Annotated in this window: 17 protein-coding genes; 10 read left to right on the top strand and 7 right to left on the bottom strand. The window is 70.7% G+C overall.

The window, feature by feature from the left end:
• Positions 1 to 49: 49 nt before the first annotated feature.
• Together L3Q67_RS35795 and L3Q67_RS35790 are read left to right on the top strand one after the other, a co-directional pair.
• Entirely contained in the window at positions 50 to 676 is a 627-nt protein-coding gene (locus L3Q67_RS35795; protein ID WP_499185838.1) for a sulfotransferase family protein, read from the top strand.
• 122 nt (positions 677 to 798) lie between these two features.
• The gene (locus L3Q67_RS35790; RefSeq protein ID WP_499185837.1) at positions 799 to 5,541 is read left to right on the top strand and encodes a DUF6531 domain-containing protein; all 4,743 of its coding nucleotides are present in this window, start codon (positions 799 to 801) and stop codon (positions 5,539 to 5,541) included.
• 124 nt (positions 5,542 to 5,665) lie between these two features.
• On the opposite strand, the gene proS is transcribed toward L3Q67_RS35790, so the two are convergent.
• Positions 5,666 to 7,105: a proline--tRNA ligase gene (gene proS / locus L3Q67_RS35785; protein ID WP_499185836.1), complete on the bottom strand. Its 1,440-nt coding sequence runs from the start codon at positions 7,103 to 7,105 to the stop codon at positions 5,666 to 5,668.
• 121 nt (positions 7,106 to 7,226) lie between these two features.
• On the opposite strand from proS, the gene L3Q67_RS35780 reads away from it, so the two are divergent.
• The 5 genes from L3Q67_RS35780 to L3Q67_RS35760 are packed head-to-tail and all read left to right on the top strand — an operon-like array spanning position 7,227 to position 11,686.
• Positions 7,227 to 8,258 carry a sigma-70 family RNA polymerase sigma factor gene (locus L3Q67_RS35780; RefSeq protein ID WP_499185835.1) on the top strand — a complete coding sequence of 344 codons (1,032 nt, stop codon included), beginning with the start codon at positions 7,227 to 7,229 and terminating at the stop codon, positions 8,256 to 8,258.
• Positions 8,255 to 9,661: an MFS transporter gene (locus L3Q67_RS35775; protein WP_499185834.1), complete on the top strand. Its 1,407-nt coding sequence runs from the start codon at positions 8,255 to 8,257 to the stop codon at positions 9,659 to 9,661. The genes L3Q67_RS35780 and L3Q67_RS35775 overlap by 4 nt, the downstream gene beginning before the upstream one ends.
• A gap of 28 nt (positions 9,662 to 9,689) precedes the next feature.
• Positions 9,690 to 10,442: an isocitrate lyase/PEP mutase family protein gene (locus L3Q67_RS35770; RefSeq protein WP_499185833.1), complete on the top strand. Its 753-nt coding sequence runs from the start codon at positions 9,690 to 9,692 to the stop codon at positions 10,440 to 10,442.
• A 21-nt stretch (positions 10,443 to 10,463) separates the two neighbouring features.
• Positions 10,464 to 11,252, top strand: a complete 789-nt coding sequence (locus L3Q67_RS35765; protein ID WP_499185832.1) for a helix-turn-helix domain-containing protein — start codon at positions 10,464 to 10,466, stop codon at positions 11,250 to 11,252.
• Positions 11,253 to 11,269: 17 nt separating this feature from the next.
• Positions 11,270 to 11,686 (top strand): acyl-CoA thioesterase, encoded by a 417-nt coding sequence (locus L3Q67_RS35760; protein WP_499185831.1) that lies wholly within the window; start codon positions 11,270 to 11,272, stop codon positions 11,684 to 11,686.
• 8 nt (positions 11,687 to 11,694) lie between these two features.
• Here L3Q67_RS35760 and L3Q67_RS35755 read toward each other — a convergent pair whose 3' ends face one another.
• Positions 11,695 to 13,509 (bottom strand): PstS family phosphate ABC transporter substrate-binding protein, encoded by a 1,815-nt coding sequence (locus L3Q67_RS35755; RefSeq protein WP_499185830.1) that lies wholly within the window; start codon positions 13,507 to 13,509, stop codon positions 11,695 to 11,697.
• A complete protein-coding gene (locus L3Q67_RS35750) occupies positions 13,496 to 14,209 on the bottom strand; it encodes a DUF6313 family protein (RefSeq protein ID WP_499185829.1) in 714 nt (237 codons plus the stop codon). Before L3Q67_RS35750 ends, L3Q67_RS35755 begins: the two co-directional genes overlap by 14 nt.
• Before the next feature lie 462 nt (positions 14,210 to 14,671).
• On the opposite strand from L3Q67_RS35750, the gene L3Q67_RS35745 reads away from it, so the two are divergent.
• Both L3Q67_RS35745 and L3Q67_RS35740 read left to right on the top strand, forming a co-directional pair.
• The gene (locus tag L3Q67_RS35745) at positions 14,672 to 15,043 is read left to right on the top strand and encodes a hypothetical protein (RefSeq protein ID WP_499185828.1); all 372 of its coding nucleotides are present in this window, start codon (positions 14,672 to 14,674) and stop codon (positions 15,041 to 15,043) included.
• Complete coding sequence (locus L3Q67_RS35740; protein WP_499185827.1) at positions 15,040 to 15,462, top strand: roadblock/LC7 domain-containing protein; 423 nt, start codon at positions 15,040 to 15,042, stop codon at positions 15,460 to 15,462. The genes L3Q67_RS35745 and L3Q67_RS35740 overlap by 4 nt, the downstream gene beginning before the upstream one ends.
• A gap of 11 nt (positions 15,463 to 15,473) precedes the next feature.
• Here L3Q67_RS35740 and L3Q67_RS35735 read toward each other — a convergent pair whose 3' ends face one another.
• Both L3Q67_RS35735 and L3Q67_RS35730 read right to left on the bottom strand, forming a co-directional pair.
• Positions 15,474 to 17,048, bottom strand: a complete 1,575-nt coding sequence (locus L3Q67_RS35735; RefSeq protein WP_499185826.1) for a succinate-semialdehyde dehydrogenase (NADP(+)) — start codon at positions 17,046 to 17,048, stop codon at positions 15,474 to 15,476.
• A 13-nt stretch (positions 17,049 to 17,061) separates the two neighbouring features.
• Entirely contained in the window at positions 17,062 to 18,699 is a 1,638-nt protein-coding gene (locus L3Q67_RS35730) for a GMC family oxidoreductase (RefSeq protein WP_499185825.1), read from the bottom strand.
• A gap of 196 nt (positions 18,700 to 18,895) precedes the next feature.
• On the opposite strand from L3Q67_RS35730, the gene L3Q67_RS35725 reads away from it, so the two are divergent.
• The gene (locus L3Q67_RS35725; RefSeq protein WP_499185824.1) at positions 18,896 to 19,645 is read left to right on the top strand and encodes a helix-turn-helix transcriptional regulator; all 750 of its coding nucleotides are present in this window, start codon (positions 18,896 to 18,898) and stop codon (positions 19,643 to 19,645) included.
• On the opposite strand, the gene L3Q67_RS35720 is transcribed toward L3Q67_RS35725, so the two are convergent.
• On the bottom strand, positions 19,592 to 20,137 hold the full coding sequence (locus L3Q67_RS35720; protein WP_499191721.1) for a dihydrofolate reductase family protein: 546 nt from the start codon (positions 20,135 to 20,137) through the stop codon (positions 19,592 to 19,594). The two genes, L3Q67_RS35725 and L3Q67_RS35720, sit on opposite strands and share 54 nt — an antisense overlap.
• A gap of 134 nt (positions 20,138 to 20,271) precedes the next feature.
• Positions 20,272 to 21,654: an alpha/beta hydrolase gene (locus L3Q67_RS35715; RefSeq protein ID WP_499185823.1), complete on the bottom strand. Its 1,383-nt coding sequence runs from the start codon at positions 21,652 to 21,654 to the stop codon at positions 20,272 to 20,274.
• Positions 21,655 to 21,736: the final 82 nt, after the last annotated feature.

Raw genomic sequence — 21,736 nt, 5'->3', positions numbered from 1 at the left:
GCTGCCGCTTCGATACTACGATCTTGGACAGCGATCGAAGGAGGGCAACGTGGTCGAGGTGATCGGCGCGGGTTTCGGCCGGACCGGCACGCTGTCGTTGCACAGCGCCCTGGAGACGCTGGGTTACGGGCCTTGTCACCACATGCGCGAGGTCCTCGGCAACGCGGACGCCACCGCCGCGTGGGCGAAGGCGCTGCGCGGTGACCGCGACGCGCTCCGAGCCGCCGTGGACGGGTATCGCGCCACGCTGGACTTCCCGGCCTGCCTGCTGTGGCGCGAACTCAAGGAGTTGTTCCCCGAGGCCAAGGTGCTGCTCAGCGTCCGCGAGCCGGAGAGCTGGTACCGCAGCGCCGCCGCGACCATCTTCGACCCGGTGATGGAGCAGGTCGTCGCGAAGCTCAGTGCCGGTGACAGCCCGATGACCGCCGAGATGATGGCGGCGATGGCCGACCGCGGTTTCGGCCACCGCGGCAAGGACGAGACGATCGCCTGGTTCCTCCGGCACAACGAAGAGGTCCAGGCGGCGGTCCCGGCGGAGGAACTGCTGGTGTACCGGGTGACCGAGGGCTGGGAGCCGCTGTGCGAGTTCCTCGGCGCCGAGGTGCCCGACGAGCCGTTCCCGCGGGTCAACGACACGGCCGAGGTCGCCGAGAAGGTCGGGGACTTCCTGGGTTAACCGCTGATCAAGCGGCCCGCGACCGGGGCGAGAGGGTGATCGGGCAACGTCCGGCGGCCGCTCGGGCAGGCTCGATGGCCCGGCAGTTGCCCTGGTCACCGGGGTTGCTTTGACTTACGACCATGGCCAACCCCTTGATCGCCGAGGTGCAGGACTCGACCACGGCTATTTCCGGCATGCCGTTGCTGGAGTCGATCAGTGAGACCAGCAAGGCGATCGAGAGTGGTGACTGGGCCGCGGGGGTGCTGGGGGCGGCGGGGGCCGCGCTGGATGCGCTCGGGATGGCGATGGATCCGTTCGGGGCGATCCTGGCCAACGGGGTCGGCTGGCTGATCGAGCACGTGGGCCCGTTGTCGGATGCGCTGGACGCGTTGACGGGGAGTCCGGATGTGATCAAGTCGCATGCGGACACGTGGAAGAACGTCGGCACCGAGTTGTCGTCGATCAGTGCGGATCTGGCGAAGATGATCGCTGAGGACACCGCGTCGTGGACGGGTCCGGCCGGGGATGCCTACCGCACCCGGGGTGCGGACACCGCGACGCTGCTCTCGGCGGCGCAGACCGCGGCCGAGGGCGCTTCGAGCGGGATCGGCACGGCGGGTGAGGTGGTCGGCGCGGTCCGCTCGCTGGTGCGTGACATCATCGCCGAGCTGGTCGGGCACATGATCAGCTGGGCGTTGCAGGTGCTGTTCACCCTGGGTATCGGTTTGGCCTGGGTGGTGCCGCAGGTGGTCGCCGCGGTGGCCAAGACCGCGGCCAAGATCGCTGACATCACCAAGAAGCTGGTCCAGGCCTTGAGCAAGCTCTCCCCGCTGCTGAAGAAACTCGGTGACTCCTTCGGCGACGCCACCAAGGCGTTGAAGAACATCAAAGAGGGCGCCCCGCCCAAGCCCGACACCGTGCGCTCCGGGGGCGGGGACACCACCCCCAGCGGAGCCACCCCCACCCCCAACCCCCCACCCGGCCAAAGCAACGGCGGCGGAGGCGGGACCACACCCAGCGGAGCCAAACCCGACACCCCACCACCAGCCGCGAACACCCCACCTCCACCCACCCCGAAAGCACCGGACCCCACCCCGACGCCCACGCCCACCCCGACGCCCACACCGACACCGACCCCCACGCCCACCCCGAAACCGGACACCACGCCCAGCGGCAACAAGCCCGACAACGCCCGCGACCGGGCCGTCGGCGCCGACGACCGCGTCTGCAAGTCCGACCCGGTGGACATCGCCACCGGTGAGGTGGTGATGCGGCAGGTCGACCTGACCATCGCGGGCACCCCCGAACTCGTGCTGGAACGCACGCACATCTCGTCCTACCGCGCCGGTCGCTGGTTCGGTCCGTCGTGGACGTCCACTGTGGACCAGCGCATCGAGGTCGACCGGGAGAACGCCTGCTACTTCTCCGCTGACGGCCTGATCCTGGTGTACCCGCTGCCCGCCACCGGTGAGGCGGTGCTGCCCGTCGAAGGCCCGCGGCTCCCGCTGCGCCGCGAGGGTGACGGCTACCGCATCGACGACCGCGCCGGCCGGCTCACCCTGGTCTTCACCACGGCCCCCGGTCAGCCCGCCGGTGTGCTGCCGCTGACCGCCATCGAGCACGAGAACGCGCCGCGGGTCACGGTCGAGTACTCCGCGACCGGGGCGCCCAGCGCCATCCGGCGCGCCGACGGTCACGAAGTGCGGTTCGCCTCCGCGCGCGGCCGGATCGTCGAGATGGAGGCCGTCGGCACGGCGGACGGCACCGTCGTCCCGGTGGCCCGGTTCGGCTACGACGAAGCCGGGCGGCTGACGCAGGTCACCAACTCCTCCGGCCGCCCGATGACCTTCGACTACGACCCGGCCCACCGGCTCGTCGGCTGGCAGGACCGCACCGGCACCTGGTACCGGTACGTTTACGACCCGGCCGGCCGCTGCGTGCAGACGGTCGGCGCCGGTGGCTTCTACGACGGCCGCTTCAGCTACGACCTCGAAGCCCGCGTCACCCGGCACACCGACGCGCTCGGGCACAGCAGTGAGTACCGCCTCAACGACGCGGGTCAGCTGATCGCGGAGACCGACCCGCTGGGGAACGTCCGCCGGTACAGCTGGGATCGCTACGACCGGCTGCTCTCCCGCACCGACGAGCTGGGCCGCGTGACCGGCTACACCTACGCCGACGACGGCGAACTCCTCGCGGTGACCCGCCCGGACGGCTCCGTCGTGCGGGTCTCCACCACAGTGGACGGTGCGCTGACGGTCGAGGCTTCCGGGGATGACGCGGTCGCACGGCGCGAATACGCCCCCGGAGCGGCACCCGACCTCACCACCGGATCGGTCGGGTCCGCCTCGCCGTTCCGAGCCGAGGGCCTGCCGAATCCGCTCGACGACGAGCCAGTGGCAGCAGGTGGTCCCGGTGAACGCGACCTGTTCGGCCGCCCGCGGGTGACGCACACGGCCTCCGGGGCCGCCGTCCGTCTCGGGTGGACGGTCGAGGGCAACCGCACGGTCCGCACCGGCCCGCTCGGGCGGCACGAGGTGTGGCGCTTCGACGCCGAGGGCAACGTCACCGAACACCGCGGTGCCGCCGGTCAGGTGACCCGGCGCAGCTACGGCCCGTTCGGCCTGCCCACGCTCGACCTGGACCCGGCCGGCGGGCGCACCACCTACACCTACGACGGCGAGCTGCGGCTCGTCGCGGTGACCAACCCGCAGGGGCTGACCTGGCGCTACACCTACGACCCGGCGGGCCGCCTGACCGCGGAAGAGGACTTCGACGGCCGCCGCCTCAGCTACGCCTACGACGAGGCCGGGCAGCTGCTGAGCATGACGAACGCGCTCGGCGAGGTCACCGAATACCGCTACGACCTGCTCGGCAACGTGGTCGAACGCCGGACGGCCGGCGGGCGCACCACCTACGCCTACGACGCGCTCGGCAGGCTCTCGCGCGCCACCAACCAGGATTCCGTGCTGGACATCGTCCGCGACGTCCACGGCCGGGTGATCGCCGAAGCGGTCAACGGGCTCGCCGTCCGCTGGCACTACGACGAGAACGCCGTCCACCGCGGCACCCCCGGCGGGGCCGACAGCAGCTGGTTCTTCGACGGCTCGGGCCGTCCCGCGCTGCTGATGACCGCCGGGCACGAGATCCGGTTCGACCACGACCGGTCCGGTCGCGAGGTCGGCAGGCACGTCGACGGGGTCAAGGTCCTCGGCCAGGTCTTCGACGAGCAGGACCAGCTGGTCGAGCAGGTGCTCACGGCGGGGGAGCGGCTGCTCAAGCGCCGCCGCTACACCTACCGGGCCGACGGGCAGCTCGTCGGCATCGACGATTCGGCCACCGGCTCGCGGCAGTTCCGGCTCGACGCGGCCGGGCGGGTAACCGAGGTGTCGGGGCTGGCCGGGGTCGAGCGCTACGGCTACGACGCGGCGGGCAACCTCACCGGTGCCGCCACCCCGTGGTCCGAGACCACCACCGGCCCGCGCCGGTACTGGAACAACGCGCTGGTCGAGGCGGGTACCACCCGGTACGCCCACGACCGCCAGGGCCGGGTGGTCTCCCGCGGCCAGGTGACCCCGTCGGGCGGCAGCGCCTGGACCTTCGCCTGGGACGCGCTGGACCGGATGACCGGCCTGACCACGCCGGACGGCACCCGCTGGACCTACCTCTACGACCCGCTCGGCAGGCGGTTCGCCAAGCAGCGCTGGGCCGCGGGCGCGGACGGCGTGCCGGTGATGACCGACGAGGTCCGCTTCGTCTGGAGCGGCTCGGACCTCGTCGAGCAGATCACCCAGCGGCCGGACGGTTCGCGGACGGTCCTCACCTGGGAACGCCACCCGCTCGACAACCGGCCGGTGACGCAGGCCGAGTACTCCTGGCCCGAACACCGCTCGCGGTTCCACTCGATCGTCGCCGACGTGGTCGGCACCCCGACCGAGCTGGTCGACACCAACGGCGGTGTCGCGTGGCAGGCACGAACGAGCTTCTGGGGTGTCGCCGCGCCGTCCACCGTGTCCACTATGTCCACTGTGTCCACTATGGACTCGGCATCGACGCCGCTGCGCTTCCCCGGCCAGTACCACGACGAAGAAAGCGAACTGAACTACAACGTCTACCGCTACTACGACCCGGCGGCGGCGCGGTACCTCAGCCAGGACCCGCTGGGCCTGCGCCCGGCGCCGAACCCGGCGGGCTACGTCACGAACCCGCTGCTCGCCGCCGACCCGCTCGGCCTCGCCGGTGACGGTGCCTGCGGCGCCCCCGGCGGGCCGAAGAGCGTGCCCGACCGCCCCGGGAACAACGACCCCGCGCACATCGACCCGGGGCCGAAGAAGCCGGACGGCAAGCCGGACACCGACCGGGGCGTCATCGACCTGCGCAACCTCACCGAGGAGGAGTACTTCAAGAAGAGCGCCCAGCTGAAGGAGCTGCTGAAGACCGACCCCAACGGCGCCTGGTTCTGGTCGGGCGGCGGCAAGGGCGAGGACGGCAAGTGGCACTCGGTGATGGACGTGGCCAACGACACCGCGAACAAGCACGGCGGGACCACGCTGGAGGGCAAGCTCGACAGCAACGGGATGAAGATGCCGGGCTGGACGGACAAGGGCGAGTTCAACAAGCCGATCTGGGACGACGCCTCGGCCGCGTACGCGCGGAACACCAGCGGGAACGTGCACGTGATGCTGGTGACCGGCGCCGAGGGCGCGCGGCGGCAGGACAACGTCTTCGACCTCACGGAGTTCCCCATCCTCCGGCACAACCCGAACGTCGACCGCATCTACACCCACGACGTGCAGTTCGACCCGAAGACGAACTCCTTCAACCCGACCGGCGCCCACGACCTCCTCTGGGAGAACCCGAACCGCCCGAAAGCAAAACTCTGACACCCCCCGGCGGGTGGCTGAATGCTATGAGTGGGGCATTACTAGCGTTTACCGCAAGTAATGCCCCACTCATAGCATTCGGAGGCTCAGGTGGGCGCGCGGGGGTGTTCGGCGGCGCTTTGGGTTAGTAGGCGCGGCCGAAGAGGACCTGTTTGCCGTAGGCCGACGACGCGCCGCAGCGGACGCAGGGGCCTTGCGCGGCCTCGCCGTCCAGGGGGACGCAGCGCGGGGAGGCGGGCGTCAGGGACTTGATGTCCTCTTCGCAGGCGCGCGTGCCGCAGTGCAGGGCGCGCGCCCAGCCGGTGGACACGGCGTCGGCGAAGTCCGGCCAGGAGGTGGCCTCGACGGTGTGGCTGTCGCGGAATTCGGTCGCCCGCGCGAGCAGGAAAGCCTGGAACTCGTCCAGGATCCCGGGCATGACCTCCGGGAGTGAGTCGAGCGGCACCGCCCGCTTGCCCTCGTCCCCGAGCCGTTTCGCCAGCATCGCGGTCCCGGCTCGCAGGTCGCGGGGGCCGAGTTCGAGCCGGACCGGGACCCCGCGCAGCTCCCACTCGTGGTACTTGAACCCCGGGCTGAGCTGGGGCCGATCGTCCACGTGGGTCCGCACACCGGCCGCCCGGAGCCGCCGGGCCAGGTCCCCGGCCGCTTCCTCGACCGCCACGTCGCCGCCGCGGGTGATCGGCACGATCACCACCTGGTACGGCGCCAGCCGCGGCGGGAACACCAGGCCCCGGTCGTCGCCGTGCGTCATCGCGATGGCACCGATCATCCGGGTGGTCATGCCCCACGAGGTGGTGTGGCAGAACTCCTCCCGCCCGGTTTCACCGGTGTACCGGATGCCGAACGCCTTCGCGAAGTTGACGCCCAGGTAGTGCGAGGTACCGGCCTGCAACGCGCGGCCGTCCCGCATCATCCCCTCGATGGTGAACGTCGACACGGCACCGGCGAAGCGCTCGCCGGGCGTCTTTTCCCCCGGTACCACGGGAATAGCGGCCAGGTCGCGGGCCACCTCGTGGTAGATGTCCAGTGCCAGCATGGTTTCACGCCGGGCGTCCGCCTCGTCGGCGTGCGCGGTGTGCCCCTCCTGCCACAGGAATTCGGTGGTGCGCAGGAACATCCGGGGCCGCAGCTCCCAGCGCACCACGTTCGCCCACTGGTTCAGCAGCAGCGGCAGGTCGCGGTGCGAGGTGATCCACTTGGCCATCATCTCGCCGATGATCGTTTCCGAGGTCGGCCGCACCACCAGCGGCTCTTCGAGCTCCTTGCCCCCGGCGTGGGTGACCACCGCCAGCTCCGGGGCGAACCCTTCGACGTGCTCGGCTTCGCGGTGCAGGTGGCTTTCCGGGATCAACAGCGGGAAGTAGGCGTTCTCGTGCCCGGTGTCCTTGATGCGGCGGTCCAGTTCGGCCTGCAGCCGCTCCCACAGCCGGTAGCCGTACGGCCGGATCACCATGGTGCCCTTGGCCGGGCCGCGGTCCACCAGCCCGGCCTTGACGACCAGCTCGTTGTACCAGGCGGCGAAGTCCTCGCTCTGCGCGGTCACACCGCGTCCGTCCCGTGCCATGCTCGCGGAGGTTACCGCCCCCGCTGCGGCGCCTCATCCGATTTTGCGCGCGGCCGACCCTTTCCCGGCGCCGATGGTGTCCATACCTGTGAGAAGGCACCACGGGAGAGAAGGAGTCACCATGCGAGGGACCGAGGCCGGGACGCTGGCGGCACGGGCGCGGAACGGGGACGGGCAGGCGTTCCGCGAACTCGTCGAGCCCTACCGGCGGGAGCTCCACGTGCACTGCTACCGCATCCTCGGCTCGGTGCAGGACGCGGAGGACCTGCTGCAGGAGACGTTGCTGGCCGCGTGGCGGGGGATCGGCGGCTTCGAGGAACGCGCGTCGCCGCGGACCTGGCTGTACCGGATCGCCACGAACCGCTGCCTCAACGCGCTGCGTGCCGGGGCCCGCCGTCCGCTCACGGACCACCGGCCGGAGGTGCCGTTGCCCGAGCCGTCGCACCGCCGCCCGGAACCGAGCTGGCTGGAGCCGTACCCCGAGATGATGCTCGACGAGATCGCCGATCACGTGCCGGGGCCGGAGGCGCGCTACGAGATGCGGGAGTCGGTCTCGCTGGCCTTCCTCGCCGCGCTCCAGGAGTTGCCGCCGAAGCAGCGGGCCGTCCTGGTGCTGCGGGACGTGCTGGGCTTCCGGGCCGCCGAAGTTGCCGGCATGCTCGACACCACCGAGAGCGCGGTGACCAGCGCGCTGAAGCGGGCGAGGAACACGCTGGCCCACGAGCTGCCGCTGGCCGATCGCGAAAGCGCTCCGCTGCCGGAATCACCGCAGGAGCGCCGGATCGTGGACGACTTCGTCCGCGCCTTCGAAAGCGGTGACGTCGACGCGATCGTGGCCCTGCTGACCGACGACGCGTGGCTGACCATGCCCCCGCTGCCGCTGGAGTACCAGGGTCCCGCCGCCATCGGGCACTTCCTGCGCACCGTCGCGCTGCGCGAGGACCCCCGCTTCCTGCTGATCCCGACGCGCGCGAACGGCCAGCCCGCCTTCGGCTGCTACCAGAGCGATCCCCGCACCCCGATCCTGCACGCGCACGGGGTCGTGGTGCTGACGCTGGCCGGCGACCGGATCGCCGCGGTGACCCGGTTCCTCGACAACTCGCTGCTGACCGTCTTCGGCCTGCCGCGCTCGCTGCGGGAGGGGCGTCGATGACCGCCAAGCAGGCGTGGGTGCTGGCGCTGGCTTCGCTGGCCTCGTTCATGATGGCGCTGGACAGCCTGGTGGTGACCACCGCGCTGAGCACGATCCGGGCGGATCTGACGGCGTCGGTCGAAGCGCTCGAATGGACGGTCAACGCCTACAACCTGGCCTTCGCCGTGCTGCTCCTGACCGGTGCGGCGCTCGGTGACCGCTTCGGCCGCCGCCGGGTGTTCACGACCGGTTTGGCCTTGTTCAGCGTCGCTTCGGCGGCCTGCGCGCTGTCCCCGGACATCGGCACCCTGATCGCCGCCCGGGCGTTGCAGGGCGTCGGCGCGGCGATGGTGCTGCCGCTGTCGCTCACCCTGATCAGCGCGGCGTTCCCGCCCCCGCAGCGGGGCCGGGCGATGGGGCTGTACCTGGGCATCACCGGCCTGGCCACGTTCAGCGGCCCGTTCGTCGGCGGGGTCGTCGCGCAGGGGCTGGCGTGGCAGTGGATCTTCTGGCTGAACCTGCCGATCGGCCTGGTCGCCATCGCGCTGACCGCGCGGCGCGTGGCCGAAAGCGTCGGCCCGAACAGCCGGTTCGACCTGCCCGGGGTGGCACTGGTGACCGCGGGTGCCTTCGGCGTGGTCTGGTCGCTGGTGCGCGGCAACGCGGCGGGCTGGACCAGCGCGGAGGTGCTCGGTGCATTGCTGGGCGGCCTCGCGCTGGTGGTCGTGTTCGTGCGCTGGGAGCAGCGCACGGCGACACCGATGCTGCCGATGCGGTTCTTCCGGGCGAGGGCGTTCGCCACGGCCAACCCGGCGAACTTCTGCGTGTTCGCCTCGCTGTACGGGACGCTCTTCTTCCTCGCGCAGTACTTCCAGACCGTGCACGGCACCGACGCACTGGGCGCAGGGCTGCGGCTGATGCCGTGGACCGCGACGCTGATGGTGTGCGCGCCGATCGCCGGTGCACTGGCCGACCGGTACGGCGAGCGGCGGTTCGTGGTGGGCGGACTGCTGCTCCAGACCGCCGGATCGGCGTGGATCGCGGTCGTCGCCGGACCCGGCACCGGCTACGGCGAACTGCTGCCCGCGCTGATCGCCGGCGGTGTCGGACTGACCATGGCCATGCCCGCCGCGCAGAAGTCGGTGGTCGCGGCGGTGCGCCCGGCCGAGATCGGCCAGGCGTCGGGCGTGTTCATGATGCTGCGGATCCTCGGCGGGGTGTTCGGCGTGGCGGTCGCGGTGGCCGTCTTCGCGGCCGCCGGGAGTTACGCCTCGCCCGAGGAGTTCACCACCGGCTTCACCGCCGCGATGGGTTCGGTCGCGGCCTTCGCCTTCGCCGGCCTGCTGATCGCCCTCGGCATGCCCGGCAGGCAGCGGGCCACCACGGCCGTACCGCCGCGACCAGCCAGTTCCCTGTCCGCTTGATGTTGTTTTCCGATGTGGAGGACCACCGATGACCGAACTGAAGGACCTTGCCGGGCGGCTCCGCGAGCTGCACACCGGGGACCTGCTCGTGCTGCCGAACGTGTGGGACGCGGCCAGCGCCAAGACCGTGGCCGACGTGGGTTTCGCCGCGATCGCCACGGCCAGCGCCGCCGTCTCGGCGACGCTCGGCCACCCGGACGGGGAAGGGGCGCCGTGGCAGGAGATGTTCGCCGCGGCCGGGCGCATCGCCCGCGCGGTATCCGTGCCGGTCACCGTCGACGCCGAGGCGGGATACGGCATGCGGCCGCGCGAACTGGTGGACCGCCTGCTGGAGACCGGCGCGGTCGGCGCCAACCTGGAGGACACCGATCACCGGTCCGGTGGCCTGGCCGAGGCGGGTGCGCACGCCGAGTGGCTCGCGGGCGTGCGCGCCGCCGCCGAGGAAGCCGGAGTGCCGATCGTGCTCAACGCCCGCATCGACGCCTTCCTGCCCGGCCGGGGCATCGCCGAAGCGGACCGGCTGGCGGAGACGATCCGGCGGGGGCGGCTCTACCGGGAAGCCGGGGCCGACTGCCTGTACCCGATCGGCGTGCGCCGGAAGGCCGATCTCGCCGCGCTGGTCACCGAACTGCCGGGGCCGGTCAACGGCAACACCGGCGACGAGCTGGACCTGGCCGCGCTCCGGGAACTGGGCGTGGCCCGGGTTTCCTACGGCCCGCGGCTCCACATCGCGGCGATGGCGGGTCTGAAATCCACTGTCGAGGAACTCCAACGCGCCTGAGGGGATGGCACAATCGCCGCCATGGGGGTTCCACTGCGGTTTTCCGCGGCCGCGCCCGGTGGACGGCGGTTGTCCCACTACCGGGAGTTCCCGCCGTCCGCGGCGCTGTCCGGCGTCGCCCAGTGCACCTGGGAGGGCGTTCCGGGCTGGTCGCGAGAAATACGTGTGCTACCGGACGGGTGCGCCGACCTTTCGTGGGACGGTGAACGGCTGCTCCTGACGACGGGCTTGGTGCCGGTGCGGATTCCGTTGTCGGCCACGGTGAATCCGGTCGGCCTCCGGCTGCACTGCGGAGTCGTGGGCGGAGTGCTGGGGCCTGCCGCCTTGTCCGAGCCCCTTCCGGCAGCCTCGCGCACGGGAGCCGAATTGCGAGAGGCCGTCACCTCCGCCGAAAAGCGCGTCGTACTCGAACGTTTCGTCGTGCGGCGGCTGCGCGACGGGTTCCGGCCGGATCCGGTACTGCCCGCCTTGGTGCGGGAACTGACCGATCCGGGAGCCAGGGTCGGCCTCGTGGCGGACCGGCTCGGCCTGAGCGAACGGACGCTGCGGCGGCGGTTGCACACCGCTGCCGGATGCGGTCCGAAGGAAGTCCAGCGGGTACTGCGGTTCTCCCGGTTCGTGCGCCGGCTCGGCGACCTGGCGGCCGGACGGGCGGAGTTGTCCTCGGTGGCCGCGGACCTCGGGTACGCCGACCAGTCGCACCTCGGCCACGAGTGCGTCCGCCTGTCCGGGTCCTCGCCCGCCCGGCTGGTGGCGGGTTACGCGCGTCACAGCGGTGTGGCCGGAATCGACCAGACGGCCACGCCCTGAGCGGCGAAGGTCGGCCCATGGAGCCGATAACGCTGCCCGTCCGCAGTGACGACCTGGACACCAACGGTCACGTGCGCGGGCCCGCCTACCTCACCTACGCCGACCATGCCCGGTGGGTCACCGCCGTCGCGGCCGGTGCCGACCTGGAAGTGTTCCGCGCCCACGGTCTGGGGCCGGTCAACCTCGAAACGACCATTCGTCACCTGGCGGAACTGCACGCGGCCGACAGCGTCACGATCACCTCGGTGTACGAATGGCCCGGCGGCCGAACCTCCCGCATATTCCAGCAACTACACCGGCAGGACGGCGTGGTGGTCGCGGAGGTGAGCAGCGTCTGCGGCCTGCTCGACCTCACCGAACGGAAACTGGTGGCCGATCCCGCCGGGCGGTGGCGTGCCCTGGCCACGAACCCGGCCCTGCTGGGCCTTACCTGAGTGGGCCCCTACCTGAGTGGGCACAGCGCCGCCGCGTCACCGGCGCAGGAGTAGAACTGGAAACCCGCGAGCGCGCTGCGGCCCTCCGGCGCGTGCAGGAAGCTCTTGAACAGGCCGGACAACGATCCCGGCTCGGAGCCGGAATGGCTGTACACGTACTCGACCGTCCAAAAGGGATAGCCGTGGTCGTGCAGGTCGTCGAGCGTCCCGGCTCGCCCGTCCAGGCCGATCTTCTTCACCCCGGCGGCCTGGTCTACTTCGGACACGCCCGCGTACCCGATCGCGTCGTCGAGGTTGGCCACCCGGTCGAGCACATCGCCGGTCGAACCCTGTTCGCAGACGATCGGCAGCTGTGACGGGACGCCCGGAAGCCGTTCCCGGCAGGAGTCCGACGTGGCGTCCGCCTGCTTGACCGGGGCACCGGGGGTGCTGCCGAGCACGTACCGTTCCAGCGCCTGGCGGGTTCCCGAGTCGGTGGAGCGGCCGACCACGCGGATTTCGCCGGTGTCACGCGGATTTCCGGTGATGTCGCTCCAGGTCCGTGCGGCGCCGGTGAAGACGCGCCGGGCGTCCGCGGTGGAGATCGAGTCGATCGGCACGTCGTCGCTGACGACGAAGGTGAACGGCACGATCGCCACCGGCTCCGCCGCCAGCCCGCCGAACTGCGGCTCGTCGAACCGGCCGTCGGAGAGCGCGAGCTGCTGGGTCCCGTTCTCGGCGGCGGTCAGCAGCCGCTCCAGGCCTTCCCGGCTGCCGGGCGTGCGGACCTTGACCGACGCCTCCGGGCAGTACGCGCCGTACGACCCGGCCAGTTCCGTCGCGGCCCGGCCGAACGCGGTCGAGCCCTCGACCGTCAGCGAGCCGGGTGCGCACACCACGCCCTCGGGGAGCTTGGTGAACGGCGTGACGTTGTTGAGCAGCAGCACCACGGCGAACGCCCCGGCGCACAGCGCGGTCAGCCCACCCCACACCAGGGTTTGCGGCCGGATCTTCTCCCGGCCTTCGTGCGTGGTGATCCGGCCGTCGCGCAGGCCGCCCTCGACCACCACCTGGTGCTTGGCCCCGGGCTTGGTGCCGGACAGCACGATCACCAGCTTGAACGAGTGGTCCGGCTTGAGCCCGACCGGTGGCAGCTTCATCCGGTCGCCTTCGATGGTGAAGTCCGCCAGCCCGGCCAGCACCCGCTGCAGCTCCTCGGGCTCGAACTCGGTCGCGTCGGCCGAAACCACCTTGCGGCCGGGGAAGTGCAGGCTGAGCGGGGACACGTAGTCCTCCGGATCGACCGGCCTGCCCCCGGTGCTCTTGATCCGGACGACCACCACGCCGGGATCGGTCACCGCGTGCTGTTCGCCCTCCAGCCGGACGGTCTCCCCGATGTCGACGCCGAACGGGGCGTCGATCCGGATCCGGCAGGACAGCACCCGCTCCCGCCGCGACCGCACGAAGGACACGACCGTGCCGACGACCGCGGCGGCCGCCGCGGCGAGCAGACCGGCGATGCCGACCGGGCTGATCGCCGCCTCGGCGACCCACTGCCGTTCGGTGACACCCAGCACGGCCGCCACCGCCGCCACCGCGGCGAAGGCGACGCGCTGGCGGGTGCTGCGCCTGCGTGGCGCGGCACGGTTGACCACCGCGTCGGACAGGCGGCGCGCGCCCGCGGCCGTCGAAGGCTGCGCCTGCTTGGCCCGGCTGATCCGTGCTTCGGCGATGGCCACCTGCTCCCGGACCCACGCGGGGTCCCGGTCCGGGTAGGCGACGTCGTGCAGGTCTCTGGCGACTTCGTCCACGGTCCGGCGCGTGGCCGGGTCAGTCTCCGGCATCGGTACCGCTTTCCCCGCCACGCGGCGGCTTGGCGCACTCCGGGCACCGGCCGGACATGCCGTCCAGCACGTAGGAGGCTTCGAGGACGGCTTCCCACATGACCTGCTTCGGTCCCTTGCCGCGGTTGGCTTCGGCGTTGAGGAACTGCTCGACGATGAGCTCCCAGTGGTCCTGTGCGGTCCGCCAGTTGCCCTGGTGGCGCAGCACGAACCGGATCCCGAAGTAGTGCGGGACCTCGAAGCCGTGCTTGCCGTACTGCAGGCGGTCGAGCAGGGGGATGGGCCCGATCCGCCGGGTGGCCTGGCGCCCGCGCAGGTTGCGGATGTTGCGGTTGTCGGTCACCTCGGTGACCACGTACCCGGCCACCGCGCCGGCGAACCCGGTCACCACCAGCCAGCCCGAGATCGACAACGGCAGCGCCAGCCACGCGTTCGCGGTCTCCCACGGTGAGGTGATCTGGACGCTGACGTCGTAGGCGACCCGGCCGCCGAAGACCGCGGCGTTGAGCACGAACAGCCCGGCGAAGAAGGCGAGGATGTAGTAACCGCGGACCCGCAGCCAGTACTGGATGCCGGTGTGCCTGCCCAGTGACCGCCGTCGCCGCCGGGCCAGTGCCCGCAGCGACTCCCGCCGCGGCGGTCCGGCATCATTCGGTTCGCCCGCTTCGACCGGTTCCCTCGTCCGCTGCGCCGTCACCATTTCCGCTCGAGACTTTTCGCGGTTCCTTGCCCGATACCGGGAAAATACCCGACCCGCGGCACCGCTTCCGCGTGTTCCGCTCGTTGTCCATCCACCGTTCATCGGCGGTAAATACCGGCGAAACCCGCGGTCATCCTCGAACCAGGTGGCCCGGCGCTGGGACATTCACGGCCTTCTCCCGGTATCCGGTGCACTTCCCACTCATCGGAAATTCCACAGTGTACTTCCGGGCGCCGGTGGATCATGCCGATGCGTTCGTCCATTCCGGACATTATTTTCCGGTGATCTTCGCTCTGGTCTGGCCGGTGCGCCGTTGCTACACTTCGGACTCGGTTGTCGGCCGCTCTGGGGAGCCTGCAGGGAACACCTTCACTGGTGCGTGGTCTGCCGCCGGTCGCACGAATCCGACTCCCGGGCCGCGGTGCGCGCTCCGGTCGATCAGGGAAGCTGGGCTGGGCGAGGATGAAGATCGACGAGGCTTTGCGTGGTGCCATGGCGGTGGACGGTGCGCTGGGCATCGCGCTCGTGGACTACCAGAGCGGCATGGTGCTGGGGCAGCAGGGCGGCAACGCGCTGCTCGACCTCGAGGTGGCCGGTGCGGTGAACACCGACGTCGTGCGCGCGAAACTGCGGGCCATCGAGACCATGCAGCTGGAAGAGGTCATCGAGGACATCCTCATCACGCTGGGCTCGCAGTACCACATCATCATGCCGCTGGACCGGCACACGCCCAGCGAGAAGCTCTTCCTCTACCTCGTGCTCGACCGGTCGCGCGCGAACCTCGCGCTGGCCAGGCACCAGCTCCGCCGGCTCGAGCAGGCCATCACGGTATGAGCGCCGAGACGCAGCGCCGGGAGATCCGGCTGCGCGACCCCCAGGTGGTCGGGGAGTTGCTGGACCGCGCGTGCGCCGAGGTCGACGACGTGCGGCACGCGGTGATGACCAGCCGGGACGGCCTGGTGATCGCCGCGGACAGCGGCTCCCGCACCGAAGGCGACGGCGAGGCCACGATCGCCCTGCACGGTTCCGCGCTGGCCGCCGCCGCGGCCAGCATCGGTGACCACTTCAGCGGCCTGGTGTCACAGGGCCGCCTGCAGTCCACGGTCTTCGAAGCCGAACGGGGCTGCGTGGGCGTGTTCCCGATGAGCAGCACGCTCCTGCTCATCGTCACCAGCATGCCGTCGGTCACCCCCGGCCGCTTCGCCGCCGCGGCCCGCCGGGTGGTCTCGACCATCCTGCAACCGGACCACTGAGGACCCGAGGATCAGCGGATGCGGAACTTCCGCATCATCTTCAGCCCGGACAGCATGCTCTTGACGTACTTCTCGTGGTCCTGCCCGGGGCGCGGTCCCATGACCTGCTTCTTCAGCACGGCCAGGTTCTGCACGTCGGTGTACTTGAGCAGGCCCTGGTCACCGTGCCGGGCACCGACGCCGGAGCTCTTGACCCCGCCGGACGGGGTGCCCTTGGCGGCGTAGGCGGTGGCGAGGATGTCGTTGATGTTGACGTTGCCGGATTCCAGGCGGGCGGCGACCGCACGCGCCGCGCCGAGATCGCTGCCCCAGATCGACGCGTTGAGGCCGTAGTCGGTGTCGTTGGCCAGCGCGACGGCTTCGTCGACGGTGTCGTACTCGTGCAGCGCCACAACGGGTCCGAAGGTTTCGGTGACCCCGCAGACCATGTCCTGCGTGACGCCTTCGAGGATCGTCGGCTCGAAGAACGCCGGGCCGAGGTCCGGTCGCGCCTTGCCGCCGCAGAGGACGGTGGCACCCTTGGCCACGGCATCGTCCACATGCGACTGGACACGGCGCAGGTGGTCGACGGAGACGAGCGAGCCCATCTCCGGCCCGAAATCGTAGGCGGCGCGGACGTCGAGCGCTTCGGCCTTGGCCACGAACGCGTTCTTGAACTCGTCGTAGCGCGAGGCCGGCAGGTAGATCCGTTCGATGTGCATGCAGATCTGCCCGGTGTTGCCGAAGGCGCCGAAGACCGCGCCCTGCACGGTTTCCGCCAGGTCGGCGTCCTCGAGCACGATCATCGGGTTCTTGCCGCCGAGTTCGAGGCAGCAGCCGATGAGGTTGCGCCCGGCCCGCTCGCCGATCACCCGGCCGGTGGCCGTGGAGCCGGTGAACATCACGTAGTCGGCCTGGTCGATGAGCGTCGGGCCGACGTCGGGGCCTTCGCCGCACACCACCTGGAACAAGCCCTCCGGCAGCCCGGCTTCTTCCAGCATCTGGATGCCGTAGAGCGGCGAGAGCGCGGTCTTGTTGTCGGGCTTGAGCACCACCGCGTTGCCGGCCATCAGCGCCGGGACGGCGTCGGAAATGCCGGTGGCGAACGGGAAGTTCCACGGCGCGATGATGCCCACGACGCCCTTGGGCTGCCGGATCTCGGTCGACGTCGTCAGGAAGGGCACCGGCCCGCCGCGCTTGGTCGGCGCCAGCAACCTGGTGGCCCGCTTGAGGTAGTGGCTCATCACCATCACCGGGTCGCAGGTCTCCTCGATCGCCATCTGCCGGTTCTTGCCGCTCTCGACCTGGATGAGGTCGGCGACGGTCCGCGCGTGGTCGACGAAGATCGCGTGCGCCCGCTTGAACACCGCCAGGCGCTCCTTCAGCGGGGTGGCCGCCCACTTCCGCTGCGCCGCGCGGGCGACGGTGAACGCCTGCTCGATGTCGGCGGGCGTCGACTGCGGGAGCTCGACGAGGGTGTCGCCGGTGTAGACCTCGGTGAGCTGCCAGGTCGCGCCGGACGAGCCGGGCACCCTGGCGACGAGCCGCCGCAGGAGCGCGTCGGTGGCCGACGCCGGACGGGTGAGCGCGAGCGGGGTGACGGTCATGGACTTCTCCCGGTCAGTGGACTCGGTCGTCGCCGAGGACGAGCCGCGCGCCCATCTCGCCGATCATGATGCTGGGCGCGTTCGTGTTGCCGCCGGTGATCGACGGCATGATGGAGGCGTCGCAGACCCGCAGCCCGTCGACCCCGCGGACCTTGAGGTCGGGGCTGACGACCGCGAGTTCGTCGACGCCCATCCGGCAGGTGCCGACGCCGTGGTACACCGAAGTCGCGCGGTTGAGGATCGCGTCGCGCAACTCCTGACCCCGCAGGTCCTTGCCGGGGTGGATTTCCTCCTTGACCGCGCCTTGGAACGCGCCCGAGGCGAAGATCTCGCGCGCCATCTCCGAACCTTCGCCGAGCACTTCGAGGTCGGCCGGGTCGGCGAGGTACTGGGGGTCGATGAGCGGGGGCGCCGAGGGATCGCCCGAGGCGAGCCGGAGCGTGCCCCGGCTCTTCGGGTAGATCAGCGTCACCAGCACGGTGAGCGCGGGCCGCTTGTCGACGTCGTGCCGGATCGGCGCGTCCTGGTTGGGGGAGACGTACGCCCACGGCAGGAGGTGCAACTGGAGGTCGGGGACCGCGCCGGCCTGGGAGGTCCTGAGGAACGCGACCGCTTCGAACACCGAGTTCGCCAGGAACGTGGTGCCGGGCCGCATCAGTTCCCTGGCCAGGCCGCGGGCGAAGTACGGCGGTGTGCCGGTGTTCCGGCTCGACGACACGTGGAAGGTCAGCGCGTGGAACATGTGGTCGTGCAGGTTGTCGCCGACGGGCAGGTCCGCGACCACGTCGATGCCGTGGCCCCGCAGGTGTTCGGCGTGGCCGATGCCGGACAGCATGAGCAACTGCGCCGAACCGACGAACCCGGCGGAGAGGATGACCTCCTTGCCAGCACGCAGCGTGCGCCGGGTGCCGTCGGCGTCGACGACCTCCACGCCGGTCGCGCGGCCGTTCTCGATGAGCACCTTCCGCGCCAGCACGCCGGACTGCAGTTGCAACGTCCGGGGAGCGAGGTCGTGGATGTAGCCGCGTGAGGCGCTGTAGCGCAGGCCGTCGGCGGCGTTCTGCTGCATCCGGCTGACGCCTTCTTGCGATTCGGCGTTGTAGTCGTCGAGGATCTTGCAGCCGATGGTGTCGGCGGTGGCCTGGACGAACTGGAGCGACCCCTCCTGGGGGATCTTGTTGCGGGTGATCCGGATCGGGCCGCCCGCGCCCCGGAACGTGTTCTCGCCGTCCTCGAAGTCCTCCATGCGCTTGTACGCCGCGTTGACGCTGTCGGCGTCCCAGCCGGTGTTGCCCTCGGCGGCCCAGTCGTCGAAGTTGGCGCGGTTGCCGCGGACGTAGACCATGCCGTTGATGGAGCTGGAGCCGCCGACGACCTTGCCGCGCGGCACCGGCATCCGGCGATCGAGGGCGTGCTTCTGCGGCACCGAGTACAGGCCCCAGTCGAAGGGCTTCTTGAGCTGGGGGACCGCGTGCATCGGCCCGACCAGTCCCGGCTTCCTGACCAGCAGCCGCTGATCGGTCCTGCCCGCCTCCAGCACGATCACGCTGGCCCCGGACTCGGCCAGCCTGCCCGCGATCGCCGCCCCCGAGCTCCCCGACCCGACGACGATGTAGTCCGCCTCGTCGCCCCGCGGTGCCCTCTTCACCATGTCCGCTCCTCGGTCCGGCGCGCCAGCAAAACTATAACCTGTTCTAGTTCCGCTACCGTAGAGCGTCCCCGCCCGCTCCGCAATGACCCCGTGCGCTCACCGTCGCTCCGGCGAAGGCCGTGGACTGGTCCGGGCCCACCGCGGCGCGGGCGGCGGTCGTCCTAGGATCGGCGCCTGGCCGGACCGGGAGGGAAACGTGGGACTGCGGTTCGAGACGCGCTCGTCCGATTCGGGGTGGGTGGACACCGTGTGGACGTGCCGGAGCGAGCAGGTCTCGGAGATGACGTCGGTCGCCACCGAGACGTGGGGGCTGGTGTTCTGGCGGATGCGGGGCCTGACCTACGCGGCCGTCACCGGGCCGGAGACGCGGGCCGGGACCGCGCCGGTGCCGGAGGACGCGACGTTCGTGGGCATCCAGTTCGCCGTCGGCACCTCGCTGCGGGCCGTGCCCGCACCGGCCATGGTGGACAGTGGGATCGTCCTGCCCGACGTGACCAGCCGGAAGTTCTGGCTCGACGGTCAGCGCTGGGAGATGCCCGGCGCGGATGACGCCGAGGCGCTCGTCGAGCGGCTCGCCCGGCACGGGACCGTGACCCGCGATCCGATGGTCGCCGACATCTGCCGTGGCTATCGGCCAGCCGTCTCGGAACGGACGGTGGAACGCCGCTTCCGGGCGGCGACCGGCCTCACCCGAGGCGCCGTCCGGCAGATCGAACGCATCCGCGCGGCCGCGGTACTGCTGGCCTCGGGTGTGGTGACGACCGACGTGGTAGGCAAGCTCGGCTACTACGACGAACCGCACCTCGCTCGCGCCCTGCGGCGGTACGTCGGCCGGACGGCGCAGCAACTGCGCGCCGGTGAGGGCGATGGCGCGATCGCCCTCGATCCCGGTTCAGCGCACGACGTCGTAGACCAGCTTGGTGACCCCGTTGGCGTAGGCGGCTGAGTCCCGCAGCCGCAGGTTCTGCTTGTCGCGGTCCTCCCCGCTGAACACGCTCTTGCCCGCGCCCAGCAGTACCGGGAACACCAGCAGGTGGTACCGGTCGATCAGGTCGGCCTCCGACAGGCGCCGCGCGAGTTCGGCGCTGCCGTGGATGAAGATCGCGCCGCCGTCGGACTGCTTCAGCTTCGCCACGTCCTCGGCCGACCGCAGGATCGTGATCGGCCCCCAGCCCTCGACCAGCGCGTCCTCGGTCAAGGTCGTCGAGACGACGTACTTCGGCAGTTCCTTGTACGCGACGTGGTCCTCCGAGTCGGGCCAGGTAGTCGCGAAGGCATCGAAGCTCCGGCGGCCGAACATCAGCGCGGTCGTCTCTTCGAGTTCCTCGCCTTTGAGCGAGTAGGCCTCGGCCACGAACTCCGTCTCCAGCACCCAGCCGCCGCTGCGGTGCCCCTCCACCTTGCCGCCGGGCGAATCCACCACGCCGTCCAGCGACATGAAGCCCGTGTAGATCAGTTCACGCGTCAAAAGTGCTCCTTCGAAAAAGGCGGCGAGGCCGCCCGGCCAACCGGTCCAGGCCACTTTAGGGTCGGCACGGCGGAGAGGTCTTGGACGAAACCGACACCGCCGCGTCAGGCCGGGCAGTGGCTGTCCGGCGCGGGCAGCGTGGTGTCGCTGAAGTACCGCTGCACGAGCTGCCGCGTGCACGCGGACCGGGTGGCGGCGCCGTGACCCATGCCGTCGTAGGTGACGAACACCGAGCCGGGCAGCTGCTCGGCGACGTGCCGGGCGCCCTGGTGTGGCGTGGAGGCGTCGTAGCGCGCGTTCAGCACCATGATCGGCGGCACGTCGTCCACGTCGAGCGGGCGTTGCGGGTTGCTCGCGGGTACCGGTGGATTGATGCACAGCGTCGCGATGTCGTAGGCCGAGGAGCGCACATCCGGGGCTACCGCCCGAGTTCGCGCGGCCAGCCGTTCGACGTCGGCGTAGGAAGCGAGGTCGTTCCGGTTGTCGGCGCACTGCAGGAAGATGGGCAGCGGCGTGGTCGCCGCGAGTTGCTGACCGGTGTGAGCCGCTTCGAGGCGCGCGATTTCGGCGGCCACCGCGGGCAGGTCCGGGCGGGTCAACGGCGAAACGATCCGGCTGGTGAGGGCTGCCGGATCGATGAACTCGGCCGGTGCTTCCGGGTCCGGCAGGGTGCCCGCTTCGGCGCGGTCGTACAACGCGGCGAGCCGGGAGCGGACGTCGGTGTTGTGCAGCACGCACGCGGCGTCGGCGTCACACCACTCGACGAACCGGTCGAACGACTCCTGCCCGGCCAGCGCTCCGGTCACGGCGAACCGGCCGGAATCGACGCTGTGATCGTACACCGCGTCCAGCACCATGGTCCGGATCCGCTCGGGGAACTGCTCCGCGTACATCTGGCCCACCACGGTCCCGTACGACAACGCGTACAGGTTCAACTTCTCCTCGCCGAGCACGCTGCGCAACGCGTCGACATCTCGTGCCACCTGCGTGCTGTCGAGGTGGTCGAAAACCGGGCCGGTCCGCTGACGGCAGTCCGCGCCGACAGCTGCCTGTGCGGACAGGAGTCCCTCGAATTCGGCCTGACTGCGTGGTTCCGGACGGTCCAAAGTGGCCACCAACGCCGAGTCGCAGATAACCGGCGAACTGCGGCGGACCCCGCGCGGGTCGAAGCTGACCACGTCGAAGTGCTCGACGACCTCGGGCGGCAGCAGGACACTCAGGATTTCTTCGTTGGTGACCGCGTCGACACCGGAGCTGCCCGGCCCGGCGGGCAGGTACACGATCGTGCCCTGCTTCTCACCGGTGGCCGCGTGCCGGGCGACGGCCATGGTGAACCGGTCGCCGTCGGGCTCGGCCCAGTCGACCGGGACTTCGACCTCGGTGCACGACGCGGACTCGGCGCAGGCAGTCCATCCGACGGCCGGCATGGGCAGCGCGACCACCGATCCGGCCACGGCGGTGGACAGGAGCAACAGACGGATTTTCATGCGGTCCACAGTGGTCTGGGAGACCGCGCGTCACCTCCTGCGCAAGGCCAGTGCTCGCCTCCTACCGCGGTAGGAGGCGAGC

The organism is Saccharothrix sp. AJ9571 (assembly GCF_021725495.1).
GTDB classification, from domain to species: Bacteria; Actinomycetota; Actinomycetes; order Mycobacteriales; family Pseudonocardiaceae; genus Amycolatopsis; species Amycolatopsis magusensis.
This window is presented reverse-complemented; position numbering and strand designations above follow the sequence as displayed.

Excerpts from the sequence above, each read along its gene's own strand:
- L3Q67_RS35790 (WP_499185837.1), top strand. The coding sequence starts at position 799 with ATGGCCAACCCCTTGATCGCCGAGGTGCAGGACTCGACCACGGCTATT.
- proS (WP_499185836.1), bottom strand. The coding sequence starts at position 7,105 with ATGGCACGGGACGGACGCGGTGTGACCGCGCAGAGCGAGGACTTCGCC.
- L3Q67_RS35780 (WP_499185835.1), top strand. The coding sequence starts at position 7,227 with ATGCGAGGGACCGAGGCCGGGACGCTGGCGGCACGGGCGCGGAACGGG.
- L3Q67_RS35775 (WP_499185834.1), top strand. The coding sequence starts at position 8,255 with ATGACCGCCAAGCAGGCGTGGGTGCTGGCGCTGGCTTCGCTGGCCTCG.
- L3Q67_RS35770 (WP_499185833.1), top strand. The coding sequence starts at position 9,690 with ATGACCGAACTGAAGGACCTTGCCGGGCGGCTCCGCGAGCTGCACACC.
- L3Q67_RS35765 (WP_499185832.1), top strand. The coding sequence starts at position 10,464 with ATGGGGGTTCCACTGCGGTTTTCCGCGGCCGCGCCCGGTGGACGGCGG.
- L3Q67_RS35760 (WP_499185831.1), top strand. The coding sequence starts at position 11,270 with ATGGAGCCGATAACGCTGCCCGTCCGCAGTGACGACCTGGACACCAAC.
- L3Q67_RS35755 (WP_499185830.1), bottom strand. The coding sequence starts at position 13,509 with ATGCCGGAGACTGACCCGGCCACGCGCCGGACCGTGGACGAAGTCGCC.
- L3Q67_RS35750 (WP_499185829.1), bottom strand. The coding sequence starts at position 14,209 with ATGGTGACGGCGCAGCGGACGAGGGAACCGGTCGAAGCGGGCGAACCG.
- L3Q67_RS35745 (WP_499185828.1), top strand. The coding sequence starts at position 14,672 with ATGAAGATCGACGAGGCTTTGCGTGGTGCCATGGCGGTGGACGGTGCG.
- L3Q67_RS35740 (WP_499185827.1), top strand. The coding sequence starts at position 15,040 with ATGAGCGCCGAGACGCAGCGCCGGGAGATCCGGCTGCGCGACCCCCAG.
- L3Q67_RS35735 (WP_499185826.1), bottom strand. The coding sequence starts at position 17,048 with ATGACCGTCACCCCGCTCGCGCTCACCCGTCCGGCGTCGGCCACCGAC.
- L3Q67_RS35730 (WP_499185825.1), bottom strand. The coding sequence starts at position 18,699 with ATGGTGAAGAGGGCACCGCGGGGCGACGAGGCGGACTACATCGTCGTC.
- L3Q67_RS35720 (WP_499191721.1), bottom strand. The coding sequence starts at position 20,137 with ATGTCGCTGGACGGCGTGGTGGATTCGCCCGGCGGCAAGGTGGAGGGG.
- L3Q67_RS35715 (WP_499185823.1), bottom strand. The coding sequence starts at position 21,654 with ATGAAAATCCGTCTGTTGCTCCTGTCCACCGCCGTGGCCGGATCGGTG.